Origin of the sequence: uncultured Limnohabitans sp., assembly GCF_937889215.1 — a bacterium.
Taxonomy (GTDB): domain Bacteria; phylum Pseudomonadota; class Gammaproteobacteria; order Burkholderiales; family Burkholderiaceae_C; genus Limnohabitans_A.
The window spans coordinates 1-11,469 of sequence record NZ_CALBEX010000081.1 but is presented as its reverse complement, the minus strand read 5'-3'; the positions used below and the strand labels follow the sequence as shown (position 1 = coordinate 11,469).

The 11,469-nt window shown below is 60.2% G+C and carries 12 protein-coding genes; 10 read left to right on the top strand and 2 right to left on the bottom strand.

Annotated elements, in window-relative coordinates; genetic code table 11:
- On the bottom strand, positions 1-392 hold a 392-nt coding region (locus Q0341_RS01885; RefSeq protein WP_299510161.1), incomplete at its 3' end, for a patatin-like phospholipase family protein.
- 58 nt (positions 393-450) lie between these two features.
- On the opposite strand from Q0341_RS01885, the gene Q0341_RS01880 reads away from it, so the two are divergent.
- The 4 genes from Q0341_RS01880 (at position 451) to hprK (ending at position 3,842) form a co-directional block, all read left to right on the top strand.
- Positions 451-1,680, top strand: a complete 1,230-nt coding sequence (locus tag Q0341_RS01880; RefSeq protein ID WP_299510160.1) for an MFS transporter — start codon at positions 451-453, stop codon at positions 1,678-1,680.
- 243 nt (positions 1,681-1,923) lie between these two features.
- Entirely contained in the window at positions 1,924-2,253 is a 330-nt protein-coding gene (gene raiA, locus Q0341_RS01875; protein WP_299510159.1) for a ribosome-associated translation inhibitor RaiA, read from the top strand.
- 154 nt (positions 2,254-2,407) lie between these two features.
- Positions 2,408-2,875 (top strand): PTS sugar transporter subunit IIA, encoded by a 468-nt coding sequence (locus Q0341_RS01870; RefSeq protein ID WP_299510158.1) that lies wholly within the window; start codon positions 2,408-2,410, stop codon positions 2,873-2,875.
- A 25-nt stretch (positions 2,876-2,900) separates the two neighbouring features.
- A complete protein-coding gene (gene hprK, locus Q0341_RS01865; protein WP_299510157.1) occupies positions 2,901-3,842 on the top strand; it encodes an HPr(Ser) kinase/phosphatase in 942 nt (313 codons plus the stop codon).
- A gap of 15 nt (positions 3,843-3,857) precedes the next feature.
- Here the strand turns inward: hprK and fur are convergent, their stop codons facing one another.
- Positions 3,858-4,289, bottom strand: coding sequence for a ferric iron uptake transcriptional regulator (fur, locus tag Q0341_RS01860; RefSeq protein WP_299510156.1), 432 nt, complete (start codon positions 4,287-4,289; stop codon positions 3,858-3,860).
- 85 nt (positions 4,290-4,374) lie between these two features.
- On the opposite strand from fur, the gene Q0341_RS01855 reads away from it, so the two are divergent.
- From Q0341_RS01855 to Q0341_RS01830, 6 genes are all read left to right on the top strand, one after another.
- Positions 4,375-4,920 (top strand): outer membrane protein assembly factor BamE, encoded by a 546-nt coding sequence (locus tag Q0341_RS01855; RefSeq protein WP_299510155.1) that lies wholly within the window; start codon positions 4,375-4,377, stop codon positions 4,918-4,920.
- Between the two features lie 73 nt (positions 4,921-4,993).
- The gene (gene dapB, locus Q0341_RS01850; protein WP_299510154.1) at positions 4,994-5,809 is read left to right on the top strand and encodes a 4-hydroxy-tetrahydrodipicolinate reductase; all 816 of its coding nucleotides are present in this window, start codon (positions 4,994-4,996) and stop codon (positions 5,807-5,809) included.
- A gap of 184 nt (positions 5,810-5,993) precedes the next feature.
- Positions 5,994-8,789 (top strand): leucine--tRNA ligase, encoded by a 2,796-nt coding sequence (gene leuS, locus Q0341_RS01845; protein ID WP_299510153.1) that lies wholly within the window; start codon positions 5,994-5,996, stop codon positions 8,787-8,789.
- A gap of 30 nt (positions 8,790-8,819) precedes the next feature.
- Complete coding sequence (gene lptE, locus Q0341_RS01840; RefSeq protein WP_299510152.1) at positions 8,820-9,356, top strand: LPS assembly lipoprotein LptE; 537 nt, start codon at positions 8,820-8,822, stop codon at positions 9,354-9,356.
- A gap of 8 nt (positions 9,357-9,364) precedes the next feature.
- Positions 9,365-10,417 carry a DNA polymerase III subunit delta gene (holA, locus tag Q0341_RS01835; RefSeq protein WP_299510151.1) on the top strand — a complete coding sequence of 351 codons (1,053 nt, stop codon included), beginning with the start codon at positions 9,365-9,367 and terminating at the stop codon, positions 10,415-10,417.
- A gap of 29 nt (positions 10,418-10,446) precedes the next feature.
- A partial coding sequence (locus tag Q0341_RS01830) for a glutamate-5-semialdehyde dehydrogenase (RefSeq protein WP_299510149.1) occupies positions 10,447-11,469 on the top strand: 1,023 nt, incomplete at its 3' end.

Below are 11,469 nucleotides of genomic sequence, written 5' to 3'. Positions count from 1 at the left end.
AGGCTGTCCATGGCGGCGGTTTTTTTGCGCACCGACAACACCAGGCCGAGGGCGGTGGCCCAGCGGCTGAAGCGGGCCATGGGCGTGTCGGGAAGTTTGTAAACGGCCTGGGTTCGGATGCCGCCCCAAAAATGGGCCAAATCGTCCAGTCCGCTCAGGCCATCCATGGCCTTGCTTGCCAAAAAAGTGGCGTTCAAAGCCCCCGCCGATGTGCCTGTCAGCACCTGAAAAGGAAAGTTCTGTGTGGCATCGCGCCGGCCCAGCAGATGCCCAATTTCTGCCAGCGCACCGGCTTGGTAGGCTGTTCGGGCGCCACCGCCCATCAAAACCAGGCCATGGGTGGGGCGGGCGCCAGTGGCACGGGTGGCGTCGGTCAAGGTGTCAATGTGCATGGTGCAGTGAAGTTCGGGCTGTGGGTGTTAGATTCAGACGATTCAATCCTATTGTTCCATGACACCCACACTGACCCCACGGCGTGAACGCTGGCTGCTTTTCACGCTGGCAGGCATCCAGTTCACCCACATCCTGGACTTCATGATCATGATGCCGCTGGGGCCGCAGTTCACGGCCCTGTTTGGCATCAGCAACGCCCAGTTTGGCCTGCTGGTCTCGGCCTACACCTTATCGGCCGGTGTGTCCGGCCTGATGGCTTCTACCTACATCGACCGCTTCAGCCGCAAGCAGTTGCTGCTCACCATGTACCCCCTGTTTGGCTTGGCCACACTGGCTTGCGGCTTGGCACCAGACTATGTCTGGTTGATGGTGGCGCGGGTAGGGGCGGGCTTGTTTGGGGGAGTTTTGTCGGCGCTGGCGCAAACCATCGTGGCCGATGTGGTGCCTTTTGAACGCCGAGGCCGTGCCATGAGCGTGGTGATGACCTCGTTTTCTGTGTCGACCGTCGCTGGGGTGCCCTTGGGCTTGTTTTTGGCAGCCCAGTTGAACTGGCATGCCCCGTTCTTTGGTATCGCCTTGCTGGTGGGCCTGCTGTCGCTGGGGGCTTGGAAAACCCTGCCCCGGCTGGACGCGCATTTGCACCATCCTGAGCGCACCAGCGTCTGGCGGGGCATTGGTCAGGTGCTGTCTGAGGTGAACCATCTCAAGGCCTTCGGGGTGTCCGGCTTGATGATGTTTGCCGGTTTCACGGTCATTCCGTACATCACGATTTACCTGCAGTCCAACGCCGGCATGTTGACCGATGAGGTGCCTTGGATTTACCTGTGTGGTGGCCTGGCCACCTTGCTCAGTGCACGTTATTTTGGCCGGTTGACCGACCGGGTAGGCAAAGTGCAAGTGTTTCAGCGCCTGGCGCTGTTGCTGGTGTTGCCATTGATGGCCACCACGCTTTCGCAGGGCTTGCCACTTTGGGGGCTGCTGCTGATCTCCACCTTGCTGTTCACTGTGATGAGTGGCCGCATGATTCCCGGCATGGCCATGGTTTCATCGGCCGTTGAGCCGCGATTGCGCGGCACTTTCATGACCCTCAATTCGGCCGTGCAGTCGGCATCCATGGGATTGGCGGCTTTGGTCGGGGGTTTGATCATCGGACGCGACGCCCAAGGACAGCTGAGCTTTTACTGGCTGGCGGGCTTGTTGGGTGTGTGTGCCAGTTTGCTGAGCGCTTGGCTGGCGGGCCGCTTGCGTTTGCATGGGGCCAGCGTGCCGCCTAAAAGCACAGCCTAAACGACCAGCCTAAAAAGCCAAATTGCTGGACGGGCCTATCTGAACTATGCCTAGTTTCAAATCGGACGATAGCACCTAAATGCGGTTTAGGGTGCATTTTGGCGAGACTTTTCGGGTTTAGTTCAGGGCGTATTGCTTTTCGGTTCAGGGCGGCGCATAGTGGGGTTGAACCACCCGGCAGGTGGTTCGGGAGCTCCGCTTCAGCGGGGCTTTTACTACCCTGAATCTATGGAGGCGACGACTATGAATTTAACAATCAGCGGACACCATCTGGAAGTGACCCCGGCCTTGCGTCAGTACGTCACGGGGAAACTAGACCGCATCACCCGACATTTTGACCAGGTGGTCGACATGAAAGTGCTGCTGACTGTCGAGAAGCAAAAAGAAAAAGAAAAGCGCCAACGCGCCGAGTGCAACATCCGCGTCAAAGGCAATGACCTCTTTGCCGAAAGCGCTCACGAGGACTTGTACGCCGCCGTGGACGACCTTGTGGACAAACTCGATCGCCAGGTGGTCAAACACAAGGACCGCCTCACCGACCATCACCACAGTGCCCCTAAGCGGATGATGTGATTATTTCTTTGAAAACCCTAAGGGGCCGCTGCATGCGGCCCTTTTTGATGGCGCACGTTTCAAGCGTGGTCAAGTGGCAGCAATACCTCGTCTGGCATGGTCCGGGTACTTTTAAGGCCTGTTTTCAGTTCGGGTGCATAATCCGGCCTCGACCATGAACCGACTCTCATCCATATTGCCTGTTGCCCAAGTTCTTGTGGGGGTGGAAGCCACCAGCAAGAAACGTGCATTCGAAGAAGCCGGACTTCTCTTTGAGAATCTGCATGGCTTGTCGCGTGCCCTGGTCACCGATAGCCTGTTTGCCCGTGAGCGCCTCGGCTCCACTGGCCTCGGGCACGGGGTGGCCATCCCGCATGGCCGCATCAAAGGCCTGAAATCCCCAATGGCCGCTGTTTTTCAGTTGGCTCAGCCGATTGGTTTCGATGCGCCAGATGAGCAACCGGTCAATTTGTTGATCTTCTTGCTGGTCCCCGAGGCTGCCACGCAAAAACACTTGGAAATTTTGTCTGAGATTGCCGAGTTGCTCAGCGACACGGTCTTGCGTGAGAACATCAAAAGCAGCACGGCCCAAACAGGCCTGCACCAATTGATTGCCCAATGGCAGTCGGCCCAAACCGTCTGACCCGCATGCGCAAGGCGCCCAAGCGATGAAGCCGACCGTCATCAGCGCCGACGTTTTGTTCGAAGACCACCGCAACCAGCTCAAATGGCAGTGGCTGGCGGGACTGGGAGCCTCAGAGCGGCGTTTTGACGAAGTGGCGGTGCGCGAGGCCCGCTCGGGTGCCGATCTGGTGGGCTACCTCAATTACATACACCCGTACCGGGTTCAAATTTTGGGTCCGCGTGAAGTGGCCTACCTGACGGATGCCTCTCCCGAGGACTGCGCACGCCGCACCGCCCGCATCGTGACTTTGGAGCCACCGGTGTTGGTGCTGGCCGACGGCCAGGTCGCCCCTGAGGCTTTGATGGCCATGTGCGAACGGGCCCAAATTCCGATGTTCTTGACCGATCAGTCCTCGGCGTTTGTCATTGATGTGCTGCGCGCTTACCTGTCCAAACACTTCGCCGACCGCACCACCATGCATGGCGTGTTCATGGACATCTTGGGCATGGGGGTGCTGATTACGGGCGAGTCCGGGCTGGGCAAGAGCGAGTTGGGCCTGGAGTTGATCTCGCGTGGCAACGGTTTGGTGGCCGACGATGCCGTGGATTTGTACCGCATCAACCAGACCACCATCGAAGCGCGTTGCCCCGACCTGCTGCAAAATTTGCTGGAGGTGCGCGGCATTGGCTTGCTCGATATTCGGGCTATTTTTGGTGAAACCGCGGTGCGCCGAAAAATGCGGCTCAAGCTGATCGTGCACCTGGTGCGCCGTGAAACCATGGAGCGCGATTATGAGCGCTTACCTTCCGAACCCTTGACCCAAGATGTGCTGGGCATCCCGGTCCAAAAGGTGGTCATTCAGGTCATGGCCGGCCGCAACATCGCGGTACTGGTTGAGGCGGCCGTGCGCAACACCATTTTGCAAATGCGCGGGATCGACACCTACCAAGCGTTCATTGACCGCCAGCGCAGCGCCATGGGCTGACCGCTTCTTCGCCTTTCAGCGTGCGGGGCGGTGAGGGCAGGGGTTTTGGGTGCAGTGGGCGTACAAACTCAGGGCATGGTCGGCGATCACAAAGCCCTTGGCCTGGGCCACAGCCTGCTGCCTTGACTCGATCTCCGCGTCGTAAAACTCTTCCACCCTGCCGCAGTCCAAGCACACCATGTGGTCGTGGTGCTGTCCTTCGTTCAATTCGTACACCGATTTGCCACTTTCAAAGTGGTTGCGGCTCAGGATGCCCGCTTGTTCAAACTGGGTCAAAACCCGGTAAACAGTGGCCAGACCGATGTCGGCGTTCTCATGGAGCAGGTGTCGAAACACATCTTCGGCCGTCATGTGGCGCATTTGGCCGCTCTGAAAAACTTCAAGGATTTTCAGTCGGGGCAAAGTGGCTTTCAGGCCATTGTTTTTCAGTTCGTCGATCTGGCTCATAGGCTTTGGGGGTTCGGTCGGGGGCAGGGGCTCTTGCGCTAAGCTGCCGCTACAATGACCCGATCATATCGGCACGCCCTCAAACATGACAGCTTTCCTGACTTTCCGTTTCTCTGGCCGCTGGCTCGTTGCGCTTTTGGTGGGCGCGAGTCTGGCAGGCTGCGGCAGCTTCCCCGGTGGCTTGAGTCGAGACACTTTCCAGCCCTATGTGCCCGAGGTGGTGCAAGGCAACTTTGTGTCCAAAGAGCAGCGGCAGGCCCTGCGGCCTGGCATGCCTCGCGCCCAAGTCCGCGAGGTTTTGGGCACACCCTTGGTGGCCAGTTTGTTCCATGCCGAGCGTTGGGATTACGCGTTCAGCATCCAGCGCCAAGGCGTGGCACCACAGAATCTCCGGCTCACGGTTTACTTCAAAGGCGATGTGTTGGACCAAGTGGAAAGCGATGTCTTGCCCAGCGAGGCCGAGTTTGCCGGTCGCTTGGTGCGGCCACAGTCGGTGGGCAAGTTGCCCCTGCTGCAGGCCAGTGAAGAAGACCTGATGAAGTTCGCCCCTCCACCCGCCACCGACCAGCCACCTGTTCCGGCCGCAGCTTTGCCGCGTCAGTACCCGCCGCTGGAGCCTGCGACGCCTTGAGTCTACAGGGCCGAGGCCCGTTTTCCCGGTGACCCCAGAACCGACGCCACTTCCAACCAGTCAAAGTCAAGCCATGACCTCACAGAACCTTTTGCCCATCAGTGTTGCGGGTGCCTCCGGCCGCATGGGCCACATGCTGATCGAAGCCATTTTGGCGTCTGACGATTGCCGATTGGCGGGGGCTTTGGACCTTGCGGCCAGCCCTGCGCTCGGTCAAGATGCCGGGGCTGCTTTGGGGCGTGTCACTGGCGCGGCGGTGACGGCTGACCTGTACGCGGGCCTGCAAGATGCGTCCTGCCTGATCGACTTCACCCGCCCTGAAGGCACCATGGCGCACCTGAAAGTTTGCCGAGCGCTGGGGGTCAAAGCCGTGATTGGCACCACGGGCTTCGACGATGCGCAAAAAGCCGAAATCAACGAGATCGCCCGCGACATCGCTATCGTGATGGCGCCCAATATGAGCGTGGGCGTGAACGTGACCCTCAAGCTCTTGCAAATGGCTGCGCAAGCCATGTCCACCGGTTACGACATCGAGATCATCGAAGCCCACCACCGCCACAAGGTAGATGCGCCCTCGGGGACTGCCCTCAAGATGGGCGAGGTCATCGCAGAGGCCATCGGGCGTGATTTGAAAGACTGTGCTGTTTATGAGCGCTACGGCCACACCGGCGAGCGCGACCCGTCCACCATTGGTTTTTCGACCATTCGCGGCGGCGATATCGTGGGCGACCATACCGTGTTGTTCGCCGGCATTGGCGAGCGCATCGAGGTGACGCACAAGTCCTCTAGCCGCGCCACTTATGCCCAAGGCAGCTTGCGCGCTGTGCGTTTCTTGGCTGGGCAAGAGCGCGGCTTGTTTGACATGTTTGACGTGTTGAACTTGCGCTGACGCATTTTCCTGCCTTGTGGCCATCCATGGCGCCTTTCGCCTTGCCCTGCTGCACAGCCCAGGTGGCCGGGCTGAAATGACCGATCCGCGCCATCGCTCAGGGTGATCAGCCTTTGCATTTGCCCCGGCCAGGGCTGCCGTCTTTCCAAGAGCGGTTCGGTCCCAGCCCCTACAATTTAGCCCTATGCAAGACAAGTACAACCACCTCGAAGTCGAACCCGCAGCGCAGTCCCGCTGGACCGCCCGCGATGCCTACCGCGTCACCGAAGACGCCAGCAAAAAGAAGTTTTACGCCTGCTCCATGCTGCCGTACCCCAGCGGCAAGCTGCACATGGGCCATGTGCGCAACTACACCATCAACGACATGCTCACGCGCAGCCTGCGCATGAAGGGCTTCAACGTCCTGATGCCCATGGGCTGGGACGCGTTTGGTCTGCCCGCCGAAAACGCCGCCTTGAAGAATGGCGTGCCCCCGGCCAAATGGACGTACGAAAACATCGCGTACATGAAAAAGCAGATGCAGGCCATGGGCCTGGCCATCGACTGGTCACGCGAAGTCGCCACCTGCGACCCGACCTATTACAAGTGGAACCAGTGGCTGTTTTTGAAGATGCTGGAAAAAGGCATCGCCTACCGCAAGACCCAGGTCGTGAACTGGGACCCGGTGGACCAGACCGTGCTGGCCAACGAGCAAGTGATTGACGGCAAAGGCTGGCGCACGGGCGCGCCGGTCGAAAAGCGCGAAATTCCGGGCTACTACCTGAACATCACCGCTTACGCCCAAGAACTGCTGGACCATGTGCAGATCGGCAACGACAAGGCCACGCTGAACGGCTGGCCCGACAAAGTGCGCCTGATGCAGGAAAACTGGATTGGCAAGAGCGAAGGCGTGCGCTTTGCGTTCCCGCACGACATCAAAGGTGCAGACGGCCAGCTGATCGGCGACGGCAAGATGTACGTCTTCACCACTCGAGCCGACACCATCATGGGTGTGACGTTTTGTGCGGTGGCGGCTGAGCATCCTCTGGCGCTGCATGCTGCGGCAAGCAACCCCGCTTTGGCGGCGTTTTTGGAAGAGTGCAATAGCGGCGGCACGACCGAGGCCGAAATGGCCACGCAAGAGAAAAAGGGGATGGCCACGGGCCTGTTCGTGACGCACCCTATCACGGGTGCGCAAGTTGAAGTGTGGGTCGGTAACTATGTGCTGATGAGCTACGGTGACGGCGCGGTGATGGGCGTGCCGGCACACGACGAGCGCGACTTTGCGTTTGCCTTGAAATACGCCTTGCCGATCAAGCAAGTCGTCGCTCAGCGTGGGGCGGCCTTGTCGTTGCCTGCGTCGGGCGCCTCAGACGCAAGCTCAACATCGTTGCCCAACGCAGGCAACGCCAAGGCCTCTGAGGTCTTCGATGCAACCGCATGGTCCGAGTGGTATGCCACCAAAGACGGTGTCTGCGTCAATTCCGGCGAATTCGATGGCCTGAGCCAGAAGGCCGCCGTCTCCAAAGTTGCCGAGTTATTGGCCGCCAAAGACTTGGGCGAAAAGAAAACCACCTGGCGTTTGCGCGACTGGGGTGTGAGCCGCCAGCGCTACTGGGGTACACCCATCCCGATCATCCATTGCGACGAACACGGTGCGGTGCCGGTGCCCGAAAAAGACCTGCCCGTGGTGTTGCCGCAAGACTGTATCCCTGACGGCTCGGGCAACCCGCTGCACAAGCACGAAGGTTTCCACGCAGGCGTGACCTGCCCCGTGTGCGGCAAACCTGCCCGCCGCGAGACCGACACCATGGACACCTTTGTGGATTCGTCTTGGTACTTCATGCGCTATTGCGACCCGACCAAGGCCGACGGCATGGTGGGCGAGGGCGCGGATTATTGGATGCGTGACCAACAGTTGGCCACGGGCGGCAGCGGCATGGACCAGTACATCGGCGGTATCGAGCACGCCATCCTGCACTTGTTGTATGCGCGCTTTTGGACCAAGGTCATGCGCGATCTGGGCTTGGTCAAGGTCGACGAGCCCTTCAGCAAGCTGCTCACGCAGGGCATGGTGCTCAACCACATCTACTCGCGCCGCACCGCCAAGGGCGGCAAGGACTACTTTTGGCCGCATGATGTGGAGCATGTGCTCGACGAGACCGGCAAAGTGGTGGGCGCCAAGCTCAAGAACGCAGCCGACAGCGGCGATGGCCGCTTGCCTGTGGGCACGGCCATCGACTACGAGGGCGTGGGCACCATGTCCAAGTCCAAGAACAACGGCGTCGACCCGCAAGACCTGATCGAGCGCTACGGCGCTGACACGGCCCGCCTGTACACCATGTTCACCGCGCCGCCTGAGGTGACGCTGGAGTGGAACGACTCGGCCGTGGAAGGCAGTTACCGCTTCTTGCGCCGGGTTTGGAACTTCGCGTTCAAGCACAACGAGCTGCTGCGCTCGGCCACCGGCCAGGACCTGAGCCAGGCCGCTTTGGGCGATGCGGCCAAAGCCTTGCGCCGCGAGATGCACCTGGTGCTCAAGCAAGTGGGTTACGACTACGAGCGCATGCAGTACAACACCGTGGTGTCCGGTTGCATGAAGTTGCTCAACGCGCTGGAAGACTTCAAGTCCGATGGCAGCTCAGGAGATACAGCCGCCTTGTGCGAAGGTGTGTCGCTTTTGATGCGCATGCTCTACCCCGCCTGCCCGCACATCACCGACGAAATCTGGCAGCAACTGGGTTTTGCCCAGGCCGTGGGCGAGTTGCTGGATGCCCCTTGGCCTGAGGTAGACGAGTCCGCTTTGGTGCGTGACCAGATCGAACTGATGCTGCAGATCAATGGCAAGCTGCGCGGTGCCATTTCGGTGCCCGCATCGGCAGACAAGGCGCAGATCGAAGCGGCCGCGCTGGCCAGCGAAGCCTTTGTCAAGCAAGCCGCTGGCGCTGCGCCCAAGAAGGTCATCGTGGTGCCAGGTCGTTTGGTCAACGTGGTGCTCTGAGCGCGCCCACCCCATGCACGCAGTCACCTCATGAACACTTCCCGCCGACAGCTTGGGCAAACACTGACAGGGCTGTGCTTCGCCGCAGGCTTGTCTGCGTGTGGTTTTCAGCTGCGTGGCAACGGCCAGTACCCCTTCCAGACGCTTTACGCGAACTTCTCAAGCACCTCTTCTTTGGGGGTCGAGTTGCGTCGCAATTTGCTGGGGACGGGGCGCATCGAGTTGTTGCAAGAGCCTCAGCAGATGGCCCAGGCCGATGCCATTCTCGATATCCTGAGCGAAAACCGGGAGCAGGCGGTGGTGGGTGTGAATGCCTCAGGCCAAGTGCGTGAACTGCAACTGCGTTTGCGTGTGAAGTTTCGTCTGCGCACGCCGCAAGGCCTGAATTTGATTGAACCCGTCGAACTGGCGCAGCAACGCGACCTGAGTTTCACCGAAACCGCAGCGTTGTCCAAGGAAATCGAGCAAGCCACCATGTACCGAGACATGCAGACCGATATCGTGCAGCAGATCATGCGGCGACTGTCGGCGGTCAAGCCCCGAGCTGCGGCGACGGCCAAATCCTGAGCCTCCCCATGCAACTGGCCCTGCCCCAGCTCGGTGCGCACTTGCAAAAAGGCTTGCGCAGTCTGTACGTCTTGCATGGCGACGAACCGCTGATGCAGCAAGAAGCGGCCGATGCCATCCGCGCTGCCGCCCGCGCTCAGGGCTACACCGAGCGCAGCGTGCACACCGTGTCGGGCGCGCATTTTGACTGGAGCGAGGTGCTGGCCGCAGGCGGCTCGCTCAGCTTGTTTGCCGACAAACAAATTCTGGAAGTGCGCATTCCTTCGGGCAAGCCGGGCAAAGAAGGCAGCGTCGCGATCCAGCAATTGGCCGCTTCTGCCCAAGACAACGACAGCACACTGACCTTGGTCATGCTTCCGCGATTGGACGCGGCAACCCGCAAAGGGGCTTGGTTTAGTGCGCTGGAAAACGGGGGGGTGTCGATCCAGATGGACCCTGTTGATCGCAACGCGTTGCCCCAATGGATTGCCCAACGCCTGCAGCAGCAAGACCAACGGGTGGTGGCCGGTGAAGAGGGGCAGCGCACCTTGCAGTTCTTTGCCGACCGGATTGAAGGCAACTTGTTGGCAGCGCACCAAGAAATTCAAAAGCTGGGCCTGTTGCACCCACCCGGCGAACTCAGTCAGGCGCAAGTGGCGGCAGCCGTGGTCAACGTGGCGCGTTACGACGTGTTCAAACTGTCCGAGTCCGTCTTGTCGGGCCAGGTGTCACGGGTGCAGCGCATGCTCGATGGCTTGCAGGCCGAGGGCGAAGCCGCTGTCTTGGTGCATTACACCTTGGCCGAAGACATCCGCGCCTTGAAGCGCGTCAAGGATGCCATGTTGGCCGGTAAACCTTTGCCCATGGCCTTGCGCGAGCAGCGGGTGTGGGGGCCGCGCGAGCGCTTGTTTGAGCGCGTGCTGCCCCGCATGACCGAATCCCGCCTGAATGGGTTGCTGCAAGCCGCCCACCAGGTGGACGGCATTGTCAAAGGCCTGAAAGTGCCTGACTGGCCCACCGACCCCTGGCAGGCATTGCAGCGATTGGCGGTGCGTTTCTCTCGTTTTTGCTCGGTACGCTGAAGCTTGGGCGCATCTGCGAAAATGTCCACATGACTGATCTGAACACCGCCGCTCACATGCAGGCTCTGGGCCAGCAGGCCAAACAGGCCTCGGCCTTGATGGCCAAAGCCTCTGCGGCTAACAAAAACAAAGCCCTGCGCCATTTGGCCGCCCTGTTGCGCGACAACACCGACGCCTTGCAGCTGGACAACGCCAAAGACTTGGCCCGGGCCCGCGCTGCTGGGCTGGCCGAGCCGATGGTGGACCGCCTCAAGCTCAGCCCTCAAGTGCTGGAAACTTGCGCCCAGGGCTGTGAGCAATTGGCGGCGATGTCCGATGTGATCGGCGAAATCGTGGGCATGAAGCAAGTGCCCAGCGGTATCCTTGTGGGTCAGATGCGGGTGCCGATTGGCGTATTTGGCATGATTTTCGAGAGTCGCCCCAACGTGACCATCGAAGCGGCCAGCCTGTCCATCAAAAGCGGCAATGCCTGCATCCTGCGCGGCGGCTCCGAGGCGATTGAATCGAACAAGGCCTTGGCCCGTCTGGTGCAGCAAGCCCTGACCGACAGCGGCCTGCCAGTCGATGCCGTGCAACTGGTGCAAACCACCGACCGCGCCGCCGTGGGGCAGCTCATCACCATGCCGCAGTTTGTGGACGTGGTCATTCCGCGGGGCGGCAAGGGCTTGATTGAGCGCATCAGCGCCGAGGCCAAAGTGCCTGTCATCAAGCACTTGGACGGCAACTGTCACACCTATGTGGACGACCCTTGCGACGTCGACATGGCCGTGAAAGTGGCTGACAACGCCAAAACCCAAAAATACAGCCCTTGCAATGCCAGTGAAAGCCTGCTGGTGGCGCAAGGCGTGGCGGCCGAATTTTTACCCAAAATCGGCGCAATTTATGCGGCCAAAGGCGTAGAAATGCGCTGCTGCCCCCGGGCTAAAGCCCTGTTGAGCGGTGTTGTCGGGGCCAAACTGCTGGACGCCACCGAGCAAGACTGGTTTGAGGAATACCTGGCGCCCATCATCAGTGTCAAAGTTGTTGCAGGTGTGGACGAAGCGATTGCTCAC

What these genes read in the sequence shown, in the direction of transcription:
- hprK (WP_299510157.1), top strand. Translation starts at nt 2,901, where the DNA reads ATGAAGCCGACCGTCATCAGCGCCGACGTTTTGTTCGAAGACCACCGC.
- holA (WP_299510151.1), top strand. Translation starts at nt 9,365, where the DNA reads ATGCAACTGGCCCTGCCCCAGCTCGGTGCGCACTTGCAAAAAGGCTTG.
- lptE (WP_299510152.1), top strand. Translation starts at nt 8,820, where the DNA reads ATGAACACTTCCCGCCGACAGCTTGGGCAAACACTGACAGGGCTGTGC.
- Q0341_RS01880 (WP_299510160.1), top strand. Translation starts at nt 451, where the DNA reads ATGACACCCACACTGACCCCACGGCGTGAACGCTGGCTGCTTTTCACG.
- fur (WP_299510156.1), bottom strand. Translation starts at nt 4,289, where the DNA reads ATGAGCCAGATCGACGAACTGAAAAACAATGGCCTGAAAGCCACTTTG.
- Q0341_RS01870 (WP_299510158.1), top strand. Translation starts at nt 2,408, where the DNA reads ATGAACCGACTCTCATCCATATTGCCTGTTGCCCAAGTTCTTGTGGGG.
- raiA (WP_299510159.1), top strand. Translation starts at nt 1,924, where the DNA reads ATGAATTTAACAATCAGCGGACACCATCTGGAAGTGACCCCGGCCTTG.
- Q0341_RS01855 (WP_299510155.1), top strand. Translation starts at nt 4,375, where the DNA reads ATGACAGCTTTCCTGACTTTCCGTTTCTCTGGCCGCTGGCTCGTTGCG.
- dapB (WP_299510154.1), top strand. Translation starts at nt 4,994, where the DNA reads ATGACCTCACAGAACCTTTTGCCCATCAGTGTTGCGGGTGCCTCCGGC.
- leuS (WP_299510153.1), top strand. Translation starts at nt 5,994, where the DNA reads ATGCAAGACAAGTACAACCACCTCGAAGTCGAACCCGCAGCGCAGTCC.